Origin of the sequence: Pedobacter africanus, assembly GCF_040548825.1 — a bacterium.
GTDB lineage: Bacteria > Bacteroidota > Bacteroidia > Sphingobacteriales > Sphingobacteriaceae > Pedobacter > Pedobacter africanus_A.
Map to the genome: position 1 here is coordinate 565,133 of NZ_JBEPSL010000003.1, position 23,831 is coordinate 588,963.

Annotated in this window: 22 protein-coding genes; 15 read left to right on the forward strand and 7 right to left on the reverse strand. The window is 44.9% G+C overall.

Annotated elements, in window-relative coordinates; translation table 11 throughout:
• Positions 1–12 precede the first annotated feature (12 nt).
• On the reverse strand, positions 13–417 hold the full coding sequence (locus ABIE26_RS18150; protein ID WP_310144475.1) for a hypothetical protein: 405 nt from the start codon (positions 415–417) through the stop codon (positions 13–15).
• Between the two features lie 167 nt (positions 418–584).
• Between ABIE26_RS18150 and ABIE26_RS18155 the strand changes: the two genes are divergently transcribed.
• Positions 585–1,409 (forward strand): hypothetical protein, encoded by an 825-nt coding sequence (locus ABIE26_RS18155; protein WP_310144481.1) that lies wholly within the window; start codon positions 585–587, stop codon positions 1,407–1,409.
• 47 nt (positions 1,410–1,456) lie between these two features.
• Here the strand turns inward: ABIE26_RS18155 and ABIE26_RS18160 are convergent, their stop codons facing one another.
• The 3 genes from ABIE26_RS18160 to ABIE26_RS18170 are packed head-to-tail and all read right to left on the reverse strand — an operon-like array spanning position 1,457 to position 4,469.
• Positions 1,457–1,945, reverse strand: coding sequence for a hypothetical protein (locus ABIE26_RS18160; protein ID WP_310144484.1), 489 nt, complete (start codon positions 1,943–1,945; stop codon positions 1,457–1,459).
• A 5-nt stretch (positions 1,946–1,950) separates the two neighbouring features.
• A complete protein-coding gene (locus tag ABIE26_RS18165; RefSeq protein ID WP_310144486.1) occupies positions 1,951–3,297 on the reverse strand; it encodes a S41 family peptidase in 1,347 nt (448 codons plus the stop codon).
• Between the two features lie 14 nt (positions 3,298–3,311).
• Entirely contained in the window at positions 3,312–4,469 is a 1,158-nt protein-coding gene (locus ABIE26_RS18170; RefSeq protein ID WP_310144489.1) for a serine hydrolase domain-containing protein, read from the reverse strand.
• Between the two features lie 369 nt (positions 4,470–4,838).
• Here ABIE26_RS18170 and ABIE26_RS18175 point away from each other — a divergent pair, with 369 nt between their 5' ends.
• Together ABIE26_RS18175 and ABIE26_RS18180 are read left to right on the forward strand one after the other, a co-directional pair.
• Positions 4,839–7,244 (forward strand): glycoside hydrolase family 2 protein, encoded by a 2,406-nt coding sequence (locus ABIE26_RS18175; RefSeq protein ID WP_310144492.1) that lies wholly within the window; start codon positions 4,839–4,841, stop codon positions 7,242–7,244.
• Positions 7,225–8,412, forward strand: coding sequence for an aldose epimerase family protein (locus tag ABIE26_RS18180; RefSeq protein ID WP_354376236.1), 1,188 nt, complete (start codon positions 7,225–7,227; stop codon positions 8,410–8,412). The genes ABIE26_RS18175 and ABIE26_RS18180 overlap by 20 nt, the downstream gene beginning before the upstream one ends.
• 224 nt (positions 8,413–8,636) lie before the next feature.
• Here ABIE26_RS18180 and ABIE26_RS18185 read toward each other — a convergent pair whose 3' ends face one another.
• A complete protein-coding gene (locus tag ABIE26_RS18185; protein WP_310144497.1) occupies positions 8,637–9,614 on the reverse strand; it encodes a GlxA family transcriptional regulator in 978 nt (325 codons plus the stop codon).
• A 45-nt stretch (positions 9,615–9,659) separates the two neighbouring features.
• Here ABIE26_RS18185 and ABIE26_RS18190 point away from each other — a divergent pair, with 45 nt between their 5' ends.
• Positions 9,660–11,255, forward strand: coding sequence for a sulfatase family protein (locus ABIE26_RS18190; protein WP_310144499.1), 1,596 nt, complete (start codon positions 9,660–9,662; stop codon positions 11,253–11,255).
• Positions 11,256–11,257: 2 nt separating this feature from the next.
• Here ABIE26_RS18190 and ABIE26_RS18195 read toward each other — a convergent pair whose 3' ends face one another.
• Positions 11,258–11,620 carry a DUF2200 domain-containing protein gene (locus ABIE26_RS18195; RefSeq protein WP_310144501.1) on the reverse strand — a complete coding sequence of 121 codons (363 nt, stop codon included), beginning with the start codon at positions 11,618–11,620 and terminating at the stop codon, positions 11,258–11,260.
• Positions 11,617–11,982, reverse strand: coding sequence for a winged helix-turn-helix transcriptional regulator (locus ABIE26_RS18200; protein ID WP_310144504.1), 366 nt, complete (start codon positions 11,980–11,982; stop codon positions 11,617–11,619). Before ABIE26_RS18200 ends, ABIE26_RS18195 begins: the two co-directional genes overlap by 4 nt.
• Positions 11,983–12,063: 81 nt before the next feature.
• On the opposite strand from ABIE26_RS18200, the gene ABIE26_RS18205 reads away from it, so the two are divergent.
• The 11 genes from ABIE26_RS18205 to ABIE26_RS18255 all read left to right on the forward strand — a co-directional run bounded on the left by ABIE26_RS18205 (position 12,064) and on the right by ABIE26_RS18255 (position 23,814).
• Positions 12,064–12,945 carry an NAD(P)H-binding protein gene (locus ABIE26_RS18205; protein ID WP_310144506.1) on the forward strand — a complete coding sequence of 294 codons (882 nt, stop codon included), beginning with the start codon at positions 12,064–12,066 and terminating at the stop codon, positions 12,943–12,945.
• A 24-nt stretch (positions 12,946–12,969) separates the two neighbouring features.
• Positions 12,970–13,806, forward strand: a complete 837-nt coding sequence (locus ABIE26_RS18210) for a helix-turn-helix domain-containing protein (RefSeq protein WP_310144508.1) — start codon at positions 12,970–12,972, stop codon at positions 13,804–13,806.
• Between the two features lie 87 nt (positions 13,807–13,893).
• Positions 13,894–14,565: an ankyrin repeat domain-containing protein gene (locus ABIE26_RS18215; protein WP_354376244.1), complete on the forward strand. Its 672-nt coding sequence runs from the start codon at positions 13,894–13,896 to the stop codon at positions 14,563–14,565.
• Positions 14,566–14,675: 110 nt separating this feature from the next.
• Complete coding sequence (locus ABIE26_RS18220) at positions 14,676–16,898, forward strand: heavy metal translocating P-type ATPase (protein ID WP_310144512.1); 2,223 nt, start codon at positions 14,676–14,678, stop codon at positions 16,896–16,898.
• A 29-nt stretch (positions 16,899–16,927) separates the two neighbouring features.
• Complete coding sequence (locus tag ABIE26_RS18225) at positions 16,928–17,140, forward strand: heavy-metal-associated domain-containing protein (protein ID WP_084236954.1); 213 nt, start codon at positions 16,928–16,930, stop codon at positions 17,138–17,140.
• 76 nt (positions 17,141–17,216) lie between these two features.
• On the forward strand, positions 17,217–17,615 hold the full coding sequence (locus tag ABIE26_RS18230; protein WP_310144517.1) for an HYC_CC_PP family protein: 399 nt from the start codon (positions 17,217–17,219) through the stop codon (positions 17,613–17,615).
• A 161-nt stretch (positions 17,616–17,776) separates the two neighbouring features.
• Positions 17,777–18,127: a heavy-metal-associated domain-containing protein gene (locus tag ABIE26_RS18235; RefSeq protein ID WP_310144520.1), complete on the forward strand. Its 351-nt coding sequence runs from the start codon at positions 17,777–17,779 to the stop codon at positions 18,125–18,127.
• Between the two features lie 31 nt (positions 18,128–18,158).
• The gene (locus ABIE26_RS18240; RefSeq protein ID WP_310144522.1) at positions 18,159–19,457 is read left to right on the forward strand and encodes an efflux RND transporter permease subunit; all 1,299 of its coding nucleotides are present in this window, start codon (positions 18,159–18,161) and stop codon (positions 19,455–19,457) included.
• Positions 19,454–21,391 carry an efflux RND transporter permease subunit gene (locus ABIE26_RS18245; RefSeq protein WP_310144526.1) on the forward strand — a complete coding sequence of 646 codons (1,938 nt, stop codon included), beginning with the start codon at positions 19,454–19,456 and terminating at the stop codon, positions 21,389–21,391. Before ABIE26_RS18240 ends, ABIE26_RS18245 begins: the two co-directional genes overlap by 4 nt.
• Complete coding sequence (locus tag ABIE26_RS18250; protein ID WP_354376237.1) at positions 21,357–22,625, forward strand: TolC family protein; 1,269 nt, start codon at positions 21,357–21,359, stop codon at positions 22,623–22,625. Before ABIE26_RS18245 ends, ABIE26_RS18250 begins: the two co-directional genes overlap by 35 nt.
• Positions 22,603–23,814: an efflux RND transporter periplasmic adaptor subunit gene (locus ABIE26_RS18255; RefSeq protein WP_310144532.1), complete on the forward strand. Its 1,212-nt coding sequence runs from the start codon at positions 22,603–22,605 to the stop codon at positions 23,812–23,814. The genes ABIE26_RS18250 and ABIE26_RS18255 overlap by 23 nt, the downstream gene beginning before the upstream one ends.
• Positions 23,815–23,831: the final 17 nt, after the last annotated feature.

Below are 23,831 nucleotides of genomic sequence, written 5' to 3' on the forward strand. Positions count from 1 at the left end.
ATGATGTATTTTTTATGATGCGTTATACTTAATCAGTACTCCCTTGATTTTTTTTGTTTTACTGGTGCTGGTAGTGGTGGTTGAGTTGTGCTCATTTTGTTTTTTGCCTTTTTTTTCGGTACCCGAGGTACTTGCCGAGGTTGAGGTTACTTCTTCAGAGGAACTGAGAATGATGCCGTCGGCACCTTTGGCTTTGGCTACCTCTATCAGGTCTTGTTGTGTACGTTCTGTAGATTTGAGCATCACTTCAGTTTCTGTGTTGCCCATTATGGTATAAGGCTTTTTGATATCAGCCTGATCCATGTAAATGTCTACGTTTTGTGTTGGTGCATAGGTTTTTCCAAGGTAGCTTGGAGCGCAGGCTACTATAAACAGCATTGCAGCAGCCAGGAGTGGAAAGGATTGTGTTTTTTTCATTTTGTTTTTATTCTATGTTTTATTGCGTTGTTACGCTGTATATAGTATAGATACAAATGAAAACCGAGATAGGACTAGTTTGAGGGTAACTAATATGTTCCAATGGATAAATGCGAACATGCGGCCCGTGCAAGGGAAATAAATTTGCAGACTAAAATGCAAATGATATGAAACGCAAGATTTCCCTCTGTTTTTTAATGGTAGTATGTTTGATAAATGTGCTCAACAGTAATGCCTGTACCATATTTATGGCCAATGATGGGAAGCATGTTTGGGTAGGTAACAATGAAGATGAGGTGCCTACGCTTACTTACAGGGTTTGGTATTACCCCAGGTTGGATAAGCATTATGGGTACATGATATGGACAGAGCTTTCGGCAGATGAAAAACTGAACAAAATTATGTATAAGAACCCTCAGGGCGGTATGAATGAGCAGGGTGTGTTTATGGATTATACGGCTATTGACGAGATCCCTGCTACAAGAGATCCCTTAAAAAAGGATAGGACCGAAGAGGTGGTTACAGATGTACTAAAGAGATGTAAAACGGTTGAAGAAGCCATAATCTATATTTCCCAGTTCAATTTACTTAGGTTAAAGGGTGCCCAGTTGTTTATAGGCGACGCCGGTGGAGACTATGCTATAGTTCATGGCAGTTATATTGTAAGAAAATCGGCCAGGAACTTTGTACTGACCAATTACGCTGTAAACAATAACCATTACGAACCTTGCTGGCGAAGAGATACCGCTACTAAATACCTTGCTGAAGAGAGGACTTATCATTTAAAAGATGTAGTTAAATTGCTGGGAAAAACCACGCAAAAAAAGCCAAATGATATGGTGTCTAATTATTCAATGGCTGCAGACCTCCGAAGCAGGACCATCCATTTGTATTATAAAGGTGATTTTTCCAGATCGGCGGTAATTTCACTGCAAAAGGAATTAAAAAGCGGTATGCACCAGCGCGATATGGTCAGCTATTTTTATAATTAGTGAGTATGCGCAGAAAGCCAGGGTAGGACTAGTTGGATGACCAAAATTTACATCACATCCCGAAACAGTTCTTTATCATGCGTGAAGCTTACTTCTTTTAATATAAACTCAGCATCGGGCTCATTCCCGTTCGAGCCGTTTACTATTCCTTTACCGGTTACATTGGCCAGGATTTTATCTTCTTTGATTTCAACAATTTCAATGCGCAGGTCATCTACACTCTGATGTTCAAAATAATAAATATTGGATAAGATTTCTTCGCGCTCGTAATCGTAACCTTCTTTCTGATAAATCAGCCTGCCTTTTTGTAAATCCAGATCATTGGGAGGAATGATTACAGTGGCCTCAAAATTTGGTTTCACATCAATTACTTTCTCCAATTTATCAGCCCGTTTAATAGCAGCACTGGTATCAAAGCTTAGCGTAAATTCCCAGATATTCCCCTCTGGGTTATATAAATTATACCTTGCGTTTTTTATTTCGAATTCTTCTGCGCCAAATTTGGAATGCAGAATAACAAATATGTCTTTTTTCATCTCAATTATCTGTCTTTTAAATCTTTTAAAATGCTGCCATCATTGTAATGCCTTTCAAGGCCGATGATTTTTCCGTTTACTGTAGTGATCTTAATTTGCAGGTAGGGCATTTCCGGAATATAAAAAGTATTGCTGTTCAACGGAACAAGTTCGTACTTGGGTTCTCCAACCCGCTTAAGGTACAGCTTACCTTTTTCAAATGTCAGGTTCCGCAGTCCGCCAGAATAGCTTCCTGTGTAGGATTCCAGAATCGCATCCGGCAGTAAAACAGGGTTGACCCTGGCCTTCAGGGCTTCAAGCGCCCATGCTGCGTTTCGGTTTTCTATTCTACCCTTTAATAATCCTTCCAATGCATTGATATGGGCAACTGTAAGCGCTTCTTTTTCAGGTACGGCAATGTGTGGGCTTACCCCGGTTCCTTCCCAGTCTGTTTTTGTAATAGGATCAATAGGCCGTGCATAGGGAATGAACATTGTAAACCGATCTGTTAGCATGGTATGGCGTACAGGATGGGCGCCTCCGCCTGTAGGCTGGCCAACCAGGATGGCACGGTTGCGGTTCTTCAGAAAATAAATGAAACTTTCTGCTGCAGAAAAAGTAGCCTGGCCGGTTAGTACATACAAGGGCTTGCCAGCCAGTCGTTTGCCTGGTACATAGGGCAATGTCCAGTCCTGTCTGTGCTGGTCGTCCGCTCTTGAATAGATATCAACGATCATGACAGGATCGGGATCAAAAAAGTAACTGGCAATCAGCTGGACCATATCTCCCCGGCCACCGTCATTTTGACGCAGATCGAGGATGAGGGCATCTGCATTGCTGAGAAAATTCATGGCCGAGACTACCGTTTCACCCCCCGTTGCGGGATCGTAAAACCTGGTGAGGTTGAGGTAGCCGATATTGCCGTCCAGTATGGCTATTTTCCTGAACCCGAAATTATCCGCTCGTGCGTTTGGAAAATCTCTGTTGATCAGCTGCAGGCTATCCTTTTTACTTATTGCTTTTTTACTGGCTTGTACCCAGGCCGGGTCAAAACTGATGTTAATGTGCTGATCGTGTGAAACATCTACCAAATCGGCTGCCAGTTTAGCTGCAAATTGTGATGGACTGGTGAGGGCATCGTAAGCTCCGCTATTGGATCTGGCTGAAAGCGCCGAGACCATCTTTTGTGCTACTTCCGGAAAGATATACATATCGGTAAGCGTTTTGCTGATCGCATTAATGACCAGCTTTTTTTCAGCTTCAGTGACCGGGAGCTGAGGCTTTTGTGCGTACAATAAAGCAGGAAAGGCAATAAGGAACAAAATGAATTGTAGTTTACAACTGAGATACTTGTTTAGTGATTTAGCTGTCATTTAGTTATATTTAATTAATTCCCGGCTAATTTTATCAGGTTGTTTGCTATAGCTTCGGCCGATATGGTTTCATTCACAGATACAGCTACGATGATTCTGGTTTGCTGATCTAAAATGACTGCGGATTTATAATCCGGTATCCCACCACTGTGTCCTATCCATTTACCCGTTGATCCATCTATTTCAGGAAAGTTATAACACATTATACCCTGCCCGTAATACATACCCTTTTCAAACATTGGGTACATTTTAGCGAATAATGCCGAGGTTACCGGACTGTTAAAGAATGTATTGGACAAAAGCGCGGTATGGAATTTTACCATGTCGGCCGCATTCCCTACCAGGTTACCTGCACCAAGGGGCACCGAATAATCACGCAGCATGACCTCTCCGTTTTTATGAGACTGGGCAAGATTTGAACGCTGCTCTTTTGGTGCAAGGACTTTTACACTTGTTAAGCCAATGGGTTTTACGATGCGATCCTGTACGATCTGGGCGAATGGTTTGTGTTCTGTTCTTTCGGCTATAAGGGCAAGCAACAAATAATTTGTATTTGAATATGACCAGTTTTCTCCGGGTTTGAAAAGTGGTTTTGCTTTTTGTGCAATAGCGATCAGCTGATCAGGTGAGTAGTAGAGATTTGGGCTGCTGTTAAAGGACTCGTCATAGTTAAAACTGTATATTCCGCTGGTATGAACAAGTAGATCCAGTATGGTTATATTATATGAAAATTTAAACGACGGAAACCATTTAGAAAGAGGCGAATCCATTCGCAGCTTCCGTTCTTGTATCAACTGGTTAATCACTACTGATGTAAACATTTTACCTACACTGGCCCAGTAGAACAGGCTTTGCTGATCAACTTTGATACCCTGCTTTTTATTTGCAAAACCACTTTGGTGGTTCCAGGTGCCCTTACCCGGTATTGCTACAGATACGCTTATACCATTGGGGTTTAACTTTGATATAAATTCATCGAAGCGCTGAGCAAGCTTGCTATCCACAGGTTTGTCTTTATAGGATTTTTCTTCGATAAACAGGGATGACAGATCTGTCTCGAACAGTGCCTTTCCCTTGTAGGTTTCAATATGGTCTGATTGAGCTTTGCAGGAACTTAGCGCCAGACAGCATATTATTAAAGGGACCAGGGTGCCTAATTTGATGTTTATCATTTAATTTATAATTTATTGATTTCTATAATTTTGCTGTTTTATGCCAGTGTATATCATCTTATACAACTGAGAGTCCAGACAGGACTAGTTCATATTATTCTAAATTACATATTGTATAAATCGGGCGAGCGATCAAAGTGTTCAGATGGATAGATGCGAACGGATAAGATAAGCACGGATACTAAATTTGAATGAAGGGAAGACAAAAAGTTAAATTTATTCCAGCGTTGAATTGTACCCGATTTTTTCAGGATTGTACAGCTTTGAAAATGTGGGGTTTAATAGGTTTGTGGTTTAGTTTTATGTGTTTGTTGGCATGAATTAACAGGCATTGAAGCTAAAGAAAAACTAACTTAAAAAACATACAAAATGAATATCATTAGATGCATGCTATCGGCAGCGGTAATGTTTGCTTTTACGGCACCGGTGTTGGGGCAGGATTCCTGGAAATTGCAGCCTGTGGCTGTTCAAACAAGATGGGCAAAAAATGTTTCGCCAGCTAATGCACTCAAAGAATACCCACGCCCGCAAATGGAGCGTAACAACTGGGTTAACTTAAATGGCTTGTGGGATTATGCAATTACAGATAACGGTGCCGCCCGGCCTTCCAGATTTGATGGACGGATATTGGTGCCTTATCCAATCGAGTCCGCTTTATCTGGCGTAAAAAAAGCACTATTGCCATCGCAGAACCTATGGTACAAGAGGCTGTTTACCAGGCCAGCCCTAAAGACCGGAGAAAAAGTGAAGCTAAACTTTGGGGCGGTAGATTATGAAGCCACCGTGTTTGTTAACGGAACACAGGCAGGCAAGCACGAGGGTGGATATACGGCGTTTTCCTTTGACATTACAGCCTTGCTGAAAGCAGGAGAAAATGAAATTGTGGTAAAAGTGTTTGATCCTAGTGGTGAGGGTGTAGGGCCGCATGGTAAACAGGTGTTGAAACCGGAAAGTATTTATTACACACCATCATCGGGGATATGGCAAACGGTGTGGATGGAAACTGTGCCTGAGGTGCATGTGGAGGAGCTGGTGATGAGACCGGATATTGATAAAGGTATATTGGATGTGGTGGTTAAGGGCAAGGGAAAGCCTGAAGTTGTTGTTGCGGGCTGCAGCGAGTGTGGGGTCCTGAAACAAGTTCAGGATGACGACCGTACGACCACGATCACAGTTAAAGTGCCGAAAGCCAGGCTTTGGAGTCCTGGGAATCCTTTTTTGTATGATATTACCGTAAAGCTGGGTAACGATGTAGTGAAAAGCTATTTCGGGATGCGGAAGATCAGTGTAGTCAAGGATGCTGCCGGAGTAGATAGAATTATGCTGAACAATAAACCCTATTATAATTTAGGGACTTTGGACCAGGGGTTCTGGCCTGAAGGTTTGTATACCGCCCCAACTGATGAAGCTTTGGCTTTTGATATCAAGGCGATTAAAGCAATGGGTTTCAATACCATCCGTAAGCACATTAAAGTAGAGCCGGCACGCTGGTACTACCATGCCGATAAGTTGGGTATGCTGGTATGGCAGGATATGGTAAACCCCAATCAGGGTTTGCCGCAAGGTGCTAAGGCTGCATTTGAAGCGCAGTCTGCAGAAACACTTTCCCAGCTTCACAATCATCCTTCTATTGTTTGTTGGGTGCTTTTTAACGAGAAATGGGGGCAATACGACCAGCAACGTTTAACAGAGTGGATCAAATCTGCTGATCCATCCAGGATTGTCAACGGACATTCAGGGGAGTTGCTGTATGTGAATGAGGTACTGCGTTCACCTTCGCCCAATGCTTATGTATCTGCAGATATGACCGATGTACACAGCTACCCCGACCCGATGATGCCGATCAGAATTCCTGGTATGGCACAGGTTTGTGGCGAGTTTGGCGGTATTGGCGTGTTTATTCCCGAACACCAGTGGCTAACGGGATCGGCCTGGGGGTATATTCAGGAGAAACCTGCAGCATTAATGGCCAAATACAATGTGATGAACCAACACCTACAACTTTTTGAAAAAGAGGGCTTATCTGGATCTGTTTATACCCAGCCCTTTGACGTAGAGGGCGAGCAGAATGGGTTGATGACTTACGATAGGGAGGTCATAAAAATTCCTTTTGCAGCCTTGCGTCAAATTCATGCGCCATTAAATCCCGAGGCTGCTTTGCCGGGATGGGTTGAAATGACCAAAGGCGTAGTGGCTAAGGATGCTGATTTGACAGAGCCCGGCATACTGTACAGCAATATGCTGCCGCAGTACATAATGGGTAAAAGAGATGCTGCTTTTTTGAAAAAAATGGCCATGATGGCTACCCAGGCTGGAGATAAATTGGGTGCCGAACTTGCCGGAAAGGCCTATATAGCGGGGATAAAAATGCCGCTATCTGAAGAAGATATCAATGCCGTTGTACAATTCAGCAAAAGCACGAAAGATGCAGGCTTTAAGCTGATGCATGATAACGCAGCAGCTTTTCAGAAAGCGATGGGAGATAGAAAGTACACCGTGGCAATGATGAACATGATCTTAAAGGGAGAGATGGAGCCTTTGATGAATGCTGCTGACCAGGTAGATTGGGCTGCGGTTGAAGCTGCGGTAAAGCCTTATGGCCTACCAGGTGAAGAGATCCTGCTGCGTGCGCAAACCGTTGGCTATTTCAATAAACAGGATTGGAAAAATTATGCGCCTGTAGCCAAAGCCTACCTGGAAAAATTTGGAACCAATGTGTCTGAAAATGAAAAAACGATGTTCCAGAAAGCACTTGATGAGCATAAAAAAAACTAAGTTTGAGCGCATGAGTTTAAAAAACAGTAGTTTAATGGTAATGCTCTATGGCCTGTCTTTATTGGCAGCCGGGTGTTACCCAAACAGCAAGGCTGATGAAAACCTGGTTCCAACGGTTAAAAATTTTGAATGCCAGATTGATGGTAAAAAAACTTCATTGTATGTGCTGAAAAATAATTCGGGAATGCGTGCTGCCATTACCAATTATGGTGGCAGGCTGGTTTCGTTAACAGTGCCAGACAAAAAGGGGCACCCCACCAATGTAGTTGTAGGTTTCGACAGCCTTAAAGGTTATATGAACAGCACAGAGCCTTATTTTGGAGCTACAATTGGCCGGTATGGAAACCGTATTGCGGGCGGTAAATTTATTTTAGATGGTGTGAGCCATCAGCTTTCAATTAACAACGGGCCCAATACTTTGCACGGAGGTAAGCAAGGGTTTCAGTATAAGGTTTGGGATGCAAAACAAATTGGCGATACGGTTTTGGCACTAACCTATATAGCTAAAGACGGCGAGGAGGGTTTTCCGGGTAAGCTAAGGGCACGGGTTACCTACACTTTAACAGCAGATAACAAGCTGAAGCTGCACTACGAGGCCATAACAGATAAACCCACAGTGGTAAACCTGACTAACCATGCTTTTTTTAACCTGAATGGTGAGGGTTCAGGAACAATTAATGAGCATGTGCTTCAGATCAATGCTGCCCGCTACACACCGGTTGACAGTACTTTGATCCCTATAGGTAAGCCGGAACTGGTGAAGGGTACGCCGTTTGACTTTACCGCTCCGCTTGCTATTGGTTTACGGCTGGAAGAACCAAACGAACAGCTTGCTTTTGGAAAGGGCTACGATCATAATTATGTGCTTAACGGCTCAGGTATTTCTGTGTTGGCAGCCCAGGTTAGTGGCAACAAAAGCGGGATAACAATGAAAATTTACACCACCGAGCCTGGCCTGCAGTTTTACGGGGGCAATTTTATGCAAAGTAAAAATAAGCTGCGTAAAGGAATGGACGATTTTAGAACTGCATTTTGCCTGGAAACACAGCACTTTCCGGATAGCCCGAACCACCCGGGCTTCCCATCAACTGTGTTAAGGCCGGGGCAGCTTTACCAAAGCCATTCGGTTTATGCTTTTTCGGCCCGGCATATTAAGGCTACTCCTTAAATTTAATGCCTTATCCATTTAGATCCGGGAGGTATTGTGTGGTTACAGCCTCCCGCTCTAAAAAAATAAATAACAATACTCTGGAAGAGATCAATTACACGAAATAAAAATGACTTTAACACGCTCAGCTTGATTTTATGAGTTAATAGTTAAAACGAGGGGTACGGTGTGGCCTCTCGTTTTTTGACCTGAATTCATCGCTTTTATCAGTGAGGCAATGAAGTTTAAACTTCATAGGCCACTCTTGCAAACTTATTTCTGTATTCAATTGGGGTAAGCCCTGTAACTTTTTTAAAGGTATCTCTAAACGCTTTTGTATCTGTATAACCTACGTCAAGCATGATTTCGGATATATTCTTTCTTGATGCTTCAAAGAATTTTTTGGCTGCCTCTATTCTTACCCTTTGTATATACTCTATGGAGGTATTGTTGGTCGCATCCTTAAACCTTCGTTCAAATGTTCTGCGACCTGTATTAATCAAATTGGCTAAGGATTCTATGGATATTTTATCATCGTAGTGTTTTTCGATATGGTCCTGTACTTTTTGAATTTCCTGATCTCCATGGTTTCGCTGGCCTTTGAATATCGCAAACTGCGATTGGCTATCTCTTCCGATATCCAAAGCAAAATATTTTGATATGGTTATGGCTGTTTCCCGGTCGGAAAACTTTTCAACCAGGTATAATATTAAATTCCATAAACTACTTGCCCCGCCGCTGCTGTAAATATTTTCGTGTTCTGTTATGATGGCGCCGTCTTCAACTTCTACCTCAGGATATCTTTCTCTGAAATCGTTAATGTGGGCCCAATGGGTAGAACATTTTTTACCATTGAGCAAACCTGTCTCGGCCAAAAGAAAAGCACCCAGGCACAGGCTGGCAATATCGGCACCATTTTGATAAAGCCTTTTAAAATGGGGTATTGCTTCTGCATTGGCCTGTATACCCTTTATGGTGTCGCCAAATGCTGGTGGGATAATCAGCAAATCTGTTTTAGCAACATCTTTAAGCAACCTATTGGTTTTAATGGTGTATTCCCCGTTATTGGCAGGCACATGGTGATCTAAACCTACATATTCCACTTCAAAAATGGGTTTCTTGCCAGATGCGGTTAAAAACTCATTGGCCGTATGAAAGCTTCTGAAAGGGGGCGTAACCGCTTCAATTACCCCGTATTGAGGTACAAAAACTGAAATTCGCATGTCGATTATAAAGTTAAACTACTAAGCTACGAAAATAGTTTTGTCATGAACTATTTGCTACCTTCGTTAAAGAAGACCGGTTATGTAGAAATTCAACGGTCTGATGCTGCGCCACCAGCCCAAAACAACTATTCACAAATGAAAACAAGAACCTGGTTAACCCTTTGCATGCTTGCATTTACCCTGGCTGCCAATGCCCAGAAACCCAATGTCATTTACATTTATGCAGATGATTTGGGGTACGGGGATTTGAGCTGTTATGGTGCGGAGAAAATAAAGACCCCGAACCTGGACAGGCTTGCCGCCTCCGGAATCCGTTTTACGGATGCCCATTGTACTTCGGCAACCTGCACCCCTTCCCGCTATGCTTTAATGACCGGTCAGTACCCATGGCGCAAACAGGGAACCGGTATTTTGCCTGGGGATGCGGCATTGATTATTCCAACAGATAAACTTACCTTACCTAAGCTGTTCAAAACAGCAGGCTACAAAACCGCAATAGTAGGTAAGTGGCATCTGGGCCTTGGAGCGGCCGTGGCCAAAGATTGGAACGGAGAGGTAAAGCCCGGCCCTAATGAGGTTGGCTTCGACTATTCTTTCATTTTTCCGGCTACTGCCGATAGGGTACCTACCGTATTTTTAGAGAACCATAAGGTGGTTGCACTTGATGCCAATGACCCAATAGCGGTTGATTATGTAAAGAAAGTAGGCGATGAACCTACCGGAAAGGAGCACCCCGAACTGTTAAAAATGCAGTCTTCAGCAGGCCAGGGGCATAATCAAACCATAGTAAACGGTATTGGGCGGATAGGCTACATGAGCGGTGGTAAAATGGCCAGGTGGGTTGATGAAGAGGTGTCCACTACCTTTCTGGCTACAGCCCGGCATTTTATTGAGGAGAACCGGAGCAGGCCCTTCTTTCTGTATTTTGCACTTACAGAGCCACATGTACCCCGCATGCCTGCCACACGTTTTAAAGGTAAGAGCGGCCTGGGTTTAAGGGGCGATGCCATTTTGCAGCTCGACTGGACCGTAGGGGAAATCATGAAACAGCTGGCTGCACTCGGGATCGAGAAAAATACCATGATTATATTTACCAGCGATAACGGGCCGGTACTTGATGATGGCTACCAGGATGAAGCCGTAACCCGGCAGAACGGACATATGCCTGCCGGAAAACTACGGGGTGGTAAGTACAGCGCATTTGAAGGCGGTACCCGTGTACCTTTTATATTGAGCTGGAAAAGCCAGGTTAAACCACAAATTTCTAAGGCTTTGGTAAGCCAGATGGACTTACTGGCCTCTTTTGCCGGATTGCTGGGGCAAAAAGTTGCAGCAGGAGAAGCTCCTGATAGTGAAAACCTGATCGACGCCTTAACCGGAAAATCGCAAAAAGGACGTTCGGTATTGGTACAACAGGGCGGGGCGCTTTCTGTAGTTAAAGATGGCTGGAAATACATCAGCCCTTCAAAAGGCCCGGCGTTTATGAAAGAGGTGGGAATTGAATCGGGGAACCTGGAAAGCCCACAGCTTTACAATTTAAATGAAGATATTGCTGAACAGCATAACCTGGCTGCTAAACACCCTGAAAAAGTGAAGGAACTATCCGGCTTGCTGCAGCAGATCAAAGAAAAAAAATAGCATCAGGAACTTCTCAATATTTTCTCCATTTTTCTGCCCTTTGCCAGTTCGTCTACCAGTTTATCCAGGTAACGTACCTGCCGGGTTAAAGGTTCTTCGATTTCCTCTATCCGGTACCCGCAGATGACGCCGGTAATGCGCGTTGCATTGGGGTTAAGAACGGCCTGCTGAAAGAAAGTTTCAAAAGTCGCTTTTTCTTCAATCAATTGCTGCAGTTTCCTGTCGTCAAAACCGGTTAGCCATGTTATCACCTGGTGCAGTTCCTCTTTTGTCCTGCCTTTCTTTTCAACCTTTGCTACATACATGGGGTAAACCGAGGCAAAAGTCATTTTTGCAATGCGTTGTTGTGTGCCCGGGTTGTTCATACTTTATGTTTTTGCTGCATGTCGTCCAGCCCCCAGGTAGCCATAGCGTTGAGCACGGGCTGCAGGCCTGCGCCAGAAGAGGTTAAAGAATAGGTTACAAAGGGAGGCACCACCGGTTCGGCAGTTCTGAGTACCAGGTCATCTTCCTGCAGTTGTTTCAAATGTTGGATCAGCATTTTTTCTGTAATTTCAGGAATGGCGCGTTTTAATTCGCTGTAGCGTTTTGGGCCATTTGAAAGGTGGTATAAAATAATGGGCTTCCAATGCCCGCCAATTTTGTTCATCACATAAGTAACAGGGCAATAGCTGGCAGATGCCTGTTTGTTGAAATTACGCGTAGAGCTTTCTTTAATCGCTGTCATGTTACATACTTTGGGGTAAGTACTTGTATAAAAGTAAGTACAAATATACCTTTGTATTCAACATTTTAAAAATATATCAACATGAATTTTACAATCACAGGATCACTCGGAAATATCAGCAAACCACTGGCAGAAACTTTAATTGCTGCCGGACATCAGGTAACCATCATCAGCAGCAATCCGGATAAGGCCGGGGCAATTGAAGCGCTGGGCGCAACAGCGGCTATTGGCTCTGTAGAAAATGTGGATTTCCTTACGGCAACGTTTAAAGGTAAAGATGCTATTTACACCATGGTGCCACCAAATTTTGGGGCTTCAAACATCAGGGAGTTTATTGGTGCAACAGGCAAAAAATATGCAGAGGCCATTAAGACTTCTGGTGTAAACAAGGTAGTTAACCTGAGCAGTATAGGTGCTCATCTGGATGGCGGAACAGGCCCTATTTCAGGCCTGCACGATGTAGAACAAGCTTACGCTGAATTGGAGGGCGTAGCGGTTAAACACCTGCGCCCGGCCTATTTTTACACCAATTTTTACGGAAATGTGGATATGATTAAGCATGCGGGCATTCTGGGTTCAAATTATGACGCGGAAACGCCGTTGGTGCTGGTACACCCTAACGATATTGCTGCTGCTGCCGCCGAAGAATTGCAGCAAGGTTTTGAAGGCAAGAGTGTACGTTATATTGCCAGTGATGAAACCACTGCAGCCAATGTGGCTAAGGTATTGGGTACTGCCATTGGCAAACCTGAACTGCCATGGGTAGAATTTAATGACGAAGATGCTTTACAGGGTATGCTGCAGGCAGGTTTGCCAGAGGTGATGGCCAAAAGTTATGTAGAAATGGGGGCAGCTACCCGCAGCCGTATATTATATGCACATTATTTTAACAACAGACCGGCTTCACTGGGAAAAATAAAGCTGGAGGATTTTGCAACAGAATTTGCAAAAGCATTCGTTTAGGATAATTTTCCTAACTTTCTCCTTATGAAGGAGCATTTCCCGGTACTTGGTATAAAGGAATTTCAGAATAACCTGGCTGCAGATAACAGCCTGCTTTATCATGAGATACACGGGGAGCGGCTCATTGAAAAACCTCATAAACACGATTTCTTTGTTTTCCTGCTGTTTGGAACGGGAAGCGGAACACATTCCATTGATTTTGTGGATTATGAAGTAAGGGGCAACCAGATGCACCTGCTGTTTCCAGACCAGGTGCACCGCTGGGAATTCGGAACAGACACTTCTGCTTATCAGCTGATGATCAGCAGAAGTGTTTTTGAGACCTTTGCCAACTCCCTAAGGTTCTCCTTTGCACATTATAGAAACCATCCGGTAATTGAGCTGAACCCGGAAGTTTTTCAAAAACTCCTGTACGAGTTCAAGGCCATACAAAGTGAACTTACTGCAAAGCCCGTGTTATGGGATATTGTGAACTTGCGCAGCAGGATTATTGCCAGCCTGGTAAGTCATGAAGCAGAAAACAAGTTTAACGATTTGACCGTTTATAAGGCAAAACCGGGCCTGTTTAAGTTCCATTCGCTAATTGATCTCCATTTTAAAGAAGAAAAATCAGTTACCTTTTACGCCGGTAAGCTCAACATCACGGCCAATTACCTGAACATTCTTTGCAAAAGGCATTTTAATGCGTCGGCTACCCAGCTCATCCAGAACAGGGTAATACTGGAAGCCAAACGTCTTTTGCATGCTTCAGAAAAATCTGTAAAAGAGATTGCCTTTGAACTGGGGTTTTACGACCTGGCTTATTTTTCCAGGTTTTTTAAGGCCCAGACAGGCACCTCCCCAAGGCAATTCAGGGAATAGTTATAAATTGTCCAAGTTCTGACAGGAATACTCCATCTTTTTGAATTTTAGTGCAGCTAACTTTGAAAGAAATCGAATGTTATGGACATGAAGCACAACCTGATCTTAATCTTTTCATTGATTTTTTTAAACTCCTGCAAAGCATCTACTGATATGCAAAATCTAGCTACTGAACAAATCACGATTATTGAGGCTGTTAAAAATAAACAGCTGGATGTGGTATCTGCTGCCCTAAAAAAAGGTGCAGATGTGAATACTAAAGACAAAAACAGCAAATCGCTGCTGCTGATGGCAACACAGCTGAACGATCTGGAGATGGCAAAACTACTGGTTTCCTATAAAGCTGATGTAAACCAGCAGGATGATATACACGACAGCCCTTTTTTATATGCAGGTGCTTCTGGAAATGTGGCCTTGCTTAAGCTTTTTCTGGCTAATGGAGCGCGTTTCGATATTTTTAACCGGTACAACGGGACAGCACTTATCCCGGCCTGTGAAAGAGGACATGTTGAAGCTGTAAGGCTGCTGGCCAACACAAAAGGCTTTCCCATTAACCATGTGAACAGGTTGGGCTGGACAGGCCTGATGGAAGCCGTTGTGCTGGGTAATGGCAGTAGTAAATATGTAGAAATTGTTCAGGTCCTGGTAGATGCAGGGTGTGATACCAGCATTCCCGACAAAAACGGGGTTACGGCCCTGCAGCATGCCGTTTCGATGGGTTTTTCTGGCATTGCCAGTGTTTTAAGGACTAAAGGATAACCTAAATACTGGCGCGCTGTACATAATTTTATAAACTATTCGCATAATCCTGTAAAAATCCCGGGCTGTTGCCGTGCTACCTTTGTATTGTTAATTAAACAAAGATAGTCATGAACAACAATGTAGAAACAATTTCGATGCCGGTACTGGGGATGACCTGTGCTGCTTGTGCCGTAAGTGTTGAATCTATTATAGCTGCACAGGAGGGGGTAGATAAAGCTGCCGTTAATTATGCCACGCAAACTGTGCAGGTAAGCTACCGTCCGGATGTAGTTCAGCCGGAAGCTTTCCAAAAGGCAGTTCAATCTATAGGCTACGATCTGATTGTACAGCAGGAGGGAGCCAAAGAACTTCAGGAAGAAGCGCAAAGGAACCACTACCAGTCGCTCAAAAAAAGAATGATCTGGTCGCTGGTCCTTACCATTCCGGTTGTCATTATCGGGATGTTCTTTATGGACATGCCCAATGGTAATTATTATATGCTGGCCTTAACCACGCCGGTGCTGTTCATCTTTGGCCGTAACTTTTTTATCAACGCCTGGAAACAGGCCAAATATGGGAAGGCCAATATGGATACCCTGGTGGCTTTAAGTACAGGTATTGCTTATCTGTTTAGTGTTTTCAATACTTTTTATCCCGAATTTTGGCACAGCAGGGGCCTGCACCCGCATGTGTATTTTGAGGCCGCGGCAGTAGTCATCGTTTTTATTATGTTGGGTAAACTGCTGGAAGAAAGGGCAAAATCAAACACTTCTTCGGCCATTAAAAAACTGATCGGTTTACAGCCCAAAACGGTAATTGTATTAACCGATGCCGGAGAAAAGGAAATTGCAGTGGCCGATGTAAAGATTGCAGACCAGCTGCTGGTACGCTCCGGAGAGAAGGTACCTGTAGATGGGGTAGTGTATGAAGGCAGTTCTTTTGTAGATGAAAGTATGATTACCGGCGAGCCTGTTGCTGTGGCCAAAAAAGCAGGTGATCAGGTTTTTGCCGGAACCATCAACCAGAAAGGCAGCTTTAAGTTCAAAGCAGAGAAAGTTGGCGGTGAGACCATGCTGGCGCAGATCATTAAACTGGTGCAGGAAGCCCAGGGATCCAAAGCGCCGGTACAGAAACTGGTAGATAAAATTGCGGGCATATTTGTGCCGATAGTGATCCTGATTGCGATCATCAGTCTGGCTGCATGGATGGTATTTGGAGGCGAGCATGCCTTTACACAGGGATTACTTGCTATGGTTACCGTGTTGGTTATTGCCTGCCCTTGTGCGTTGGGGCTGGCAACACCTACGGCAATCATGGTGGGTATTGGAAAAGGTGCAGAAAGCGGTATTTTAATTAAAGATGCCGAAGCACTGGAACTGGGCCATAAAGTAAATGCTGTAATTTTAGACAAAACCGGTACCATTACCGAAGGCAAACCTGAGGTAACCCATGTAGAATGGGCCGCAGCACTGCCGAATGATAAGACACAGCTTCAGGGCATATTGATGGCACTGGAACAGGCTTCAGAGCACCCGCTGGCAGAAGCGATTGTACGCAAGCTGAAAGCAGAAAACATTAAAAGTGCTGCAGTGAGCGATTTTGAAAGCTTAACCGGTAAGGGTGTGGTTGCAGTGGCTGATGGAGAAAAATACTGGGCTGGCAGTCATAAAATTTTAAATGGGCAGCATGTTCCGGAAGCCTTGCAGGCCAAAGTAACAGAACTGCAGCAACTGGCCCAGACCGTAATTTACTTTACCAGCACTTCGCAGGTACTTGCAATTGTGGCCATAGCCGATCAGATCAAAGCCGGTTCTGCCAAAGCTGTCAGCGCTTTAAAAGAGGCCGGTATAGTCGTATACATGCTCACCGGCGATAACCAGCAGACTGCGGCTTCTGTAGCAGCACAGGCTGGTATTGATCACTTCAAAGCCGAGGTGCTGCCTTCAGATAAATCGGATTTTGTAAAAGAACTGCAGGCCAAAGGTAAGGTAGTGGCCATGATTGGAGATGGTATTAACGATAGCCAGGCACTGGCACAGGCCGATGTTTCTATCGCCATGGGCAAAGGTTCGGATATTGCCATTGATGTGGCCAAAATGACCCTGGTATCTTCCGATCTGCAGCAGGTGCCTAAAGCCCTGCGCCTATCTAAACTCACCGTAAAAGCCATTCGGCAGAACCTGTTCTGGGCATTTATTTACAACCTGATTGGTATTCCTATTGCTGCCGGGCTGTTGTACCCGATCAATGGTTTTCTGCTGAACCCGATGATTGCCGGGGCCGCAATGGCATTAAGCTCCGTATCGGTAGTGGGAAATAGCCTGAGGCTTAAACTTGCAAAACTCAGTTAATCATTATAAAACTCTTAAAAATAAATATCATGGAAACACTAAAATTTAAAACGAATATCAAATGCAGCGGATGTATTGCTGCGGTAACACCCTTCCTGAACGAACTCCCTGAGGTAACCAAATGGGAAGTAGATACGAATAACCCTGATAAAATCCTTACCATAGAAGGAAATGACAGCCTTGACGCAGAAACAGTGGTAAATACCATTGAAAAAGCGGGTTATGCAGCAAGGGAATTGTAAAAGAAACAATACGATGTAAAAAAAGAACGGAATTATGTAAAAATAATTCCGTTCTTTTTATAACCTTTGAATGATCATGAAAAGAACACTGCTTACCATTCTTGCCATCTTTTATCTGGGCATAGCCAGCGGGGCGAGTGTGCATTTTCATTATTGCATGGGCAAACTGGTAAGCTGGGGCTTTGAAAAAGAATCCCGGAAGGTTTGTGATTTCTGCGGAATGCCTAAAACGGAGTCCAAAAAGAAATCGTGCTGCAAAGACATTGAACAAAAAGCCAAGGTTGAAAAATCGCAGAAGGCAGGCCAGATCAGCTATAAGTTTGATCAGCTTCCTGTGGTGGTTATCCTTCCGGAACTGCTTGTAAACTGCCAGCCAGCCGTACCTGTAAAAATTACCAGGGAAGCATTGAGCAATGCGCCCCCCGATGGAACGAAAATTCCTGTCTATCTGAAAAACTGTACCTACAGAATATAATACCAGCTGTCTTTTTTTAACAGGTACTTCCTGTACCTGACGCTGTATTGCGTGCATTTTGCTGTATTCCAAAAACCGGAACCTGCACCAGGCATTCAAAACAGCCCGAAGCGATCCCGCTTTAAAAACACAATTATTTACATTTTCTTAAAAACAATTTTATGAACTCATTGAGAATTCTTTCGGTAGTCGTATTGACTTTCCTTGGCAGTGCTGTATTTGCACAGACTAAAACAGACAAAATTAAAGTATTGGGTAACTGTGGCATGTGTAAAAAGAAAATAGAATCGTCGCTTAAAGTACCTGGTATAACTGCGGCCGACTGGAATAAAACCACTAAAGTGCTGACGGTAAGTTACGATTCTACAAAGATCAGCAATCAGCAGGTACAGCAGAAAGTAGCCGCGGTAGGCTATGATACCGAGAAGGTAAAAGCCACAAAAGAGGCCTATGAAAAATTACCTGAGTGCTGTCAGTACGACCGTACAGGTAAAGCAGGCGAAACACACTAAAAAAAAAGACAGCTGGTTATTATAAAATATTATGGTACATAAAATTATAGAATGGTCGATGCAGAACCGGTTTATCGTACTGGTGCTTTCTGCGGGCTTATTTATATGGGGCATATTCTCCGTACAAAAGAACCCGATAGATGCCATTCCTGACCTTTCGGAAAACCAGGTTATTGTGTTTACCGAATGGATGGGGCGTTCGCCGCAACTGATAGAAGACCAGGTAACCTATCCGCTGGTTACCAATTTACAGGGCATCCCTAAAATCAAATACGTCAGGGGCTCTTCTATGTTCGGCATGAGTTTCATCTATGTGATATTTGAAGACGATGTGGATGTTTACTGGGCCCGGGAGCGGGTAATGGAACGGATCAGTACCATTTCGAAAACCCTGCCCGATGGGGTAACGCCACAGCTGGGGCCAGATGGGACCGGTGTAGGCCACGTGCTTTGGTATACGCTCGATGCTCCGGATATGGATCTGGGCGAACAGCGGGCCATACAAGACTGGTACGTAAAGTTTGCCCTGCAGAATGTGCCGGGGGTAAGTGAAATTGCCTCATTTGGTGGTTTCCAGAAACAATACCAGATCACGGTAGACCCGAATAAACTGCTGTATTACAAACTTACCGTGCCGCAGGTGATTGCAGCGGTAAGGGCCAACAACAACGAATCTGGTGGGCGTAAGTTCGAAATGAGCGATATCGGCTATATCATCAAAACTTCAGGCTATCTCAAATCGCTGGAAGAAATCGCCAATATCCCGGTTAAAAACCAGAACGGAACACCTATAAAGGTATCGGACCTGGCCACCGTACAAATGACCGGGGAAACCAGGCTGGGCATATTTGACCAGGATGGTGAAGGTGAACGGGCCGGTGGCATTGTGGTGATGCGCTACGGCGAAAATGCCGCTGAAGTGATTGATAAAGTAAAGGCCAAGATGAACGAAGTCGCCAAAGGCCTGCCTAAAGGTGTAAAGTTTGATATTGTTTACGACAGGGGCGAGCTGATCAAAGAATCGGTTGACTCCATCAAAAATACGCTCATTGAAGAGATGATCGTGGTATCGATCATCGTATTTATATTCCTGTTCCACTGGCGCAGTGCGCTGAGCATCATTATCCAGATCCCGATAACCATTGCTGCCAGTTTTATCCTGCTCAATGCATTCGGTATTTCCTCTAACATCATGTCGCTCACAGGGATTGCCCTGGCCATAGGTGTCATTGTGGACAACGGGATCATCATGAGCGAAAATGCTTATAAACACCTGGCCGAGCGCTACGAATTGTGGGAAAAAAACCAAAATAAAACGACAACATCATGATCAAGTGGTTTAAAAATATATTTAAAAAATCGCCCGACTGGATTACAGAAGAAGACCGCCTGGCGGTGATCACCAAGTCGAGCAAGCAGGTTTCCAGAGGCGTGTTTTTTGCAACAGTTATTATCATTACCTCCTTTTTGCCTGTATTTATGTTAACCGGGCAGGAAGGCAAGCTGTTTCACCCGCTGGCTTTTACCAAAACATTCATCATGATTGTGGATGCCCTGCTGGTCATCACCCTGGCACCTGTACTGATTTCTTTCTTTATGAAAGGCAAGTTCAAACCAGATAATGCCAACCCGGTAAACCGCTTTCTGGAAAAGGTTTACGAACCGGTAATCAGGGTGGTGCTGAAATGGAGAAAAACAACCATAGCTGTGAATGTGATCGCTTTGCTGATCACCATTCCCCTGCTTAAAAATCTGGGTACAGAATTTATCCCTCCGTTGGATGAGCAGAGCATTCTGTTTATGCCGGTAACTTTGCCGGATGTATCCAATGCCGAGGCAAAGCGGATTTTGCAGGTGCAGGACAAGATCATCAAATCGGTACCTGAAGTAGATAAAGTACTGGGAAAGGCCGGCCGTGCCAGTACGGCGACAGACAATTCGCCCATCAGTATGATCGAGACCATCATTACACTGAAGCCGAAAAGCGAATGGCGTGAAGGCATCACTAAAAAAGACATTGTTACCGAGCTTGACGCCAAATTGCAGATCCCGGGCGTAGTGAATGGCTGGACGCAGCCCATCATCAACCGCATCAATATGCTGGCAACGGGTATCCGTACCGATGTGGGCATTAAAGTATTCGGACAAAACCTGGATACCATTGCCGCGGTATCTGAAAAGGTGAAGGCCGCATTGGAAGGTACTCCGGGGGTAAGCGACTTGTTTGTGGAGCCCATTACCGGGGGAAAATATCTGTCTATCAATATCAAAAGAGAAGAACTGTCACGTTACGGCCTGAATGTGGATGACGTGAACCAGGTGGTAGAAAGTGCATTGGGCGGCGCGCCTGTAGGCAATACCATTGAAGGCAGGCAGCGTTTTTCCATTAGCGTACGCCTGGCGCAGGAATACCGCAATAGCGTAGCCCGTATTGAGCGCATTCCGATACAATCGCCTGGTTTTGGTGAAGTACCTTTATCGGCCGTGGCCGATGTGAAATTTGAGGATGGCCCGCCAATGATCAGTTCTGACAATGCCATTTTACGTGGTGCGGTCATGTTTAATGTGCGTGACAGGGACCTGGGCAGCACCGTAAAGGATGCAATGGAGAAATTGAACAAAGAAAAAGGAGTGCTGCCGGAAGGATATTTTCTGGAATGGAGCGGACAATACGAAAACCTGATCCGCGGCCAGCAAACCCTGATGTGGATTGCACCGGTGGTATTGGTGATCATCTTTTTCTCACTCTATTTTGCCTTTCACTCTGTAAGGGAAGCCTTTTTGAGCCTCATTACTGTTCCTTTTGCCCTGATAGGGGGAGCCTATATGATCTATTTCTGGGGCGTTAACCTATCGGTAGGCGTAGCAGTAGGCTTTATCGCTTTGTTTGGAATTGCGGTAGAAACCGGTATTGTGATGGTCATTTACCTGAACGATGCCATGCAGCAGCTGGTAAAACTGAGAGGGAACTCGAGTGAAACGATCACTAAGGAAGAACTGAGGGAGTATGTGATCCATGGTGCAGCGAAAAGGTTAAGGCCAAAATTGATGACGGTCTGTGTATCGTTGTTCGGACTGGTGCCCGTACTCTGGGCAACAGGGGTAGGTGTGGATGTGATGCAGCCCATAGTGCTGCCCATGATAGGCGGGGTACTTACCTCTTCCACACACATCCTGCTGGTTACCCCGCTGATCTTTTTAATGTCCAAAGAGTATGAATTGAGGAAATATGGAAAACTGGAGGTGCACGATGTACATCATTAAGAAAATAGTATGGATTTTACTGCTGCTGCCGCTGCATAGCCTGGCACAGCAGCCGGTGCTTTCGCTCGACAGCATTTTACTGCGGATAGACAGGAACAATTTGTTGCTGCAATCGTATGGGTTGAAGGCCGAAAGTTTTAAGCATACAGCAAAGGCGGCAACTGCCTGGATGGCCCCTATGATAGGGGTAGGTACTTTTATGACACCTTATCCCGGACAAATGCTGATGGACGACAGGGACAAAGGCTCTGTTATGGTGCAGCTGGAGCAGGACATTCCCAATCCGGTAAAGCTGCATGCAAACAGGCGTTACATTGAATCGAAAGGAAAAGTAGAAAATGAAACGCGGGGCGTAACCTTAAACGACTATAAGGCCCAGGCCAAACGCTTGTATTTTAGCTGGCTGGTAGCCGAACAGAAAATAGCTGTGCTGCAGCAAAACCAGAAGATCATGGAAACCATGAAAAAGATTGAAGAGATCAGGTACCCCTATAACCAGTCTAAACTGGGCAGCGTATACAAAACCGCATCAAAGCTGGAAGAAAACCAGAACATGATCAGGATGCAGGAGGGTGAAATAGCCCGGGCACGCGCCTGGCTGAACAGCCTGATGAACCAGCAGGGAAATGCAGGTTTTGCCATTGATACGGCCTATCAGCCCAGGTTTGTACCGGAGCCATCAATAGATACCGCCAGCCTGGCCCTGGCACGGAACGATATTAGAAAGATGGATTACAATATACAATCCATGCAGCTGAACATAGAAGCAATGAAAAAACAAAGTCGGCCGGATTTTAAGTTGAGGTTTGACCACATGTCGCCCTTAACGAAAATGATGCCCAAGGCATTCAGTGTAATGGGCATGGTGAGCATCCCTATTGCACCCTGGTCGTCAAAAATGTACAAATCGGAAGTGAAAGGAATGGAGTACGAAGTACAGGCTATGGGTAAGGAAAAGGCAGCGATGCTGCAGGAAACCCAGGGTATGCTCTACGGTATGCAGTTCGAGATCCAGTCGATGCAGAAACGTATTGATGCGATGGAAGACAAGATTGTACCTGCCCTGAAAAAAACACTGGATGTAAGCTTTTTGAGCTACAGGGAAAATAAAATGGAATTGCCCGAGGTAATTGGCGCATGGGAAGCGCTAACCATGATGCAGACCAATGTGCTTGATGAGAAACTGAAATTATATTTAATGATTGCTGATTATGAAAAAGAACTATATCGTTAAGGGCCCTTTGCTTATTGCCCTTGTTGCGGTTCTGCTGATCAGTGCCTGCAAACAGAAAAAAGCAGATCCGCATGCTGCACACGAAGATCCTGCGGTTGTGAAAATAGACAGTAACCTTTCGCATTTGCTAAAGCCTTCAAACGAGCAGGTGGTATCTAAACTTCCGGTAATTAAGGCCGAATATGGTACAAAGATATTTACCGAAGAGGCGCAGGGAATCATCAGCTACGACACGCGCAATGAAAACAATATTGCCAGCAGGGTAAGCGGCAGGGTAGAGCGTTTGCTGATCAAATACAATTACCAGCCTGTAAAAAAGGGCCAGCTGATTATGGAGGTCTATTCGCCCGATCTGGCTGCGGCACAGCAGGAACTGTTGTTTTTAAAAGCTGCCGATCCGGCTATGCTGCAAAGTGCCAGGCAACGCTTGATGTTGCTGGGTATGAGTGCTGCTGCCATTAACCAGGTGCTGAAAACCGGAAAGGTAAATTACCGCATTCCGGTATACAGCCATACCGACGGCTACATCCTGGAGAAATCTGCCGCTGCGCCTGCAGCTTCGGCTCCTGCGGCATCGATGCCAGCCGCGGCTGGGGGAGATGGTATGAGCGGGATGGGTGCTGCTTCGGCTGCACCGGCAGCTGCCCCTGCACCAACGGCACCTGCAAGCAGTCCGGTGATGCTGCGCGAAGGCCAGTATGTAAGTGCAGGTCAGTCGGTATTCACTATTTACAATGCCGACAGGCTTGTTGCCGAATTTTCCCTTAAACCTGCGCTGGCCGCATTGCTCGGTAAAGGAGACAAGTTTATGTTTTACAAGACGGCCGACAAGAGCAGCATCCAGCAGGCTTCAATTGGCCTGATCCAGCCTGTTTTTAAGAATGGCGAGAACTTTACCATTGCCAGGGTATACCTCAATAAGCCGGCTTTCAGGGTAGGTGAACTGCTTACAGCAAGGATCCCCGTATTGCTGCCGAAATCCTGGTGGCTGCCCGAAGCGGCCATCGTATCGTTAGGTGGTAAAGCTGTACTCTTTAAAAAGGAAGGCAATGTGGTGGTGCCTAAAACAGTGCATACGGGCATTACCATTGCCGGAATGGTGCAGGTTAAGGAAGACATCAGCAATTGGGAGGTGAGTAAAAATGCCGCTTACCTGGTAGATAGCGAAAGTTTTATCAGAGAGCGTTGATAGCGCGTTAAGAGCGC

Coding starts and splice junctions, on each gene's coding strand:
- ABIE26_RS18150 (WP_310144475.1), bottom strand. CDS start 417: ATGAAAAAAACACAATCCTTTCCACTCCTGGCTGCTGCAATGCTGTTT.
- ABIE26_RS18230 (WP_310144517.1), top strand. CDS start 17,217: ATGAAAAGAACACTGCTTACCATTCTTGCCATCTTTTATCTGGGCATA.
- ABIE26_RS18200 (WP_310144504.1), bottom strand. CDS start 11,982: ATGACAGCGATTAAAGAAAGCTCTACGCGTAATTTCAACAAACAGGCA.
- ABIE26_RS18250 (WP_354376237.1), top strand. CDS start 21,357: ATGGAAAACTGGAGGTGCACGATGTACATCATTAAGAAAATAGTATGG.
- ABIE26_RS18165 (WP_310144486.1), bottom strand. CDS start 3,297: ATGACAGCTAAATCACTAAACAAGTATCTCAGTTGTAAACTACAATTC.
- ABIE26_RS18225 (WP_084236954.1), top strand. CDS start 16,928: ATGGAAACACTAAAATTTAAAACGAATATCAAATGCAGCGGATGTATT.
- ABIE26_RS18185 (WP_310144497.1), bottom strand. CDS start 9,614: ATGCGAATTTCAGTTTTTGTACCTCAATACGGGGTAATTGAAGCGGTT.
- ABIE26_RS18255 (WP_310144532.1), top strand. CDS start 22,603: ATGAAAAAGAACTATATCGTTAAGGGCCCTTTGCTTATTGCCCTTGTT.
- ABIE26_RS18155 (WP_310144481.1), top strand. CDS start 585: ATGAAACGCAAGATTTCCCTCTGTTTTTTAATGGTAGTATGTTTGATA.
- ABIE26_RS18195 (WP_310144501.1), bottom strand. CDS start 11,620: ATGAACAACCCGGGCACACAACAACGCATTGCAAAAATGACTTTTGCC.
- ABIE26_RS18220 (WP_310144512.1), top strand. CDS start 14,676: ATGAACAACAATGTAGAAACAATTTCGATGCCGGTACTGGGGATGACC.
- ABIE26_RS18190 (WP_310144499.1), top strand. CDS start 9,660: ATGAACTATTTGCTACCTTCGTTAAAGAAGACCGGTTATGTAGAAATT.
- ABIE26_RS18210 (WP_310144508.1), top strand. CDS start 12,970: ATGAAGGAGCATTTCCCGGTACTTGGTATAAAGGAATTTCAGAATAAC.
- ABIE26_RS18245 (WP_310144526.1), top strand. CDS start 19,454: ATGATCAAGTGGTTTAAAAATATATTTAAAAAATCGCCCGACTGGATT.
- ABIE26_RS18175 (WP_310144492.1), top strand. CDS start 4,839: ATGAATATCATTAGATGCATGCTATCGGCAGCGGTAATGTTTGCTTTT.
- ABIE26_RS18215 (WP_354376244.1), top strand. CDS start 13,894: ATGAAGCACAACCTGATCTTAATCTTTTCATTGATTTTTTTAAACTCC.
- ABIE26_RS18180 (WP_354376236.1), top strand. CDS start 7,225: ATGAGCATAAAAAAAACTAAGTTTGAGCGCATGAGTTTAAAAAACAGT.
- ABIE26_RS18235 (WP_310144520.1), top strand. CDS start 17,777: ATGAACTCATTGAGAATTCTTTCGGTAGTCGTATTGACTTTCCTTGGC.
- ABIE26_RS18205 (WP_310144506.1), top strand. CDS start 12,064: ATGAATTTTACAATCACAGGATCACTCGGAAATATCAGCAAACCACTG.
- ABIE26_RS18160 (WP_310144484.1), bottom strand. CDS start 1,945: ATGAAAAAAGACATATTTGTTATTCTGCATTCCAAATTTGGCGCAGAA.
- ABIE26_RS18240 (WP_310144522.1), top strand. CDS start 18,159: ATGGTACATAAAATTATAGAATGGTCGATGCAGAACCGGTTTATCGTA.
- ABIE26_RS18170 (WP_310144489.1), bottom strand. CDS start 4,469: ATGATAAACATCAAATTAGGCACCCTGGTCCCTTTAATAATATGCTGT.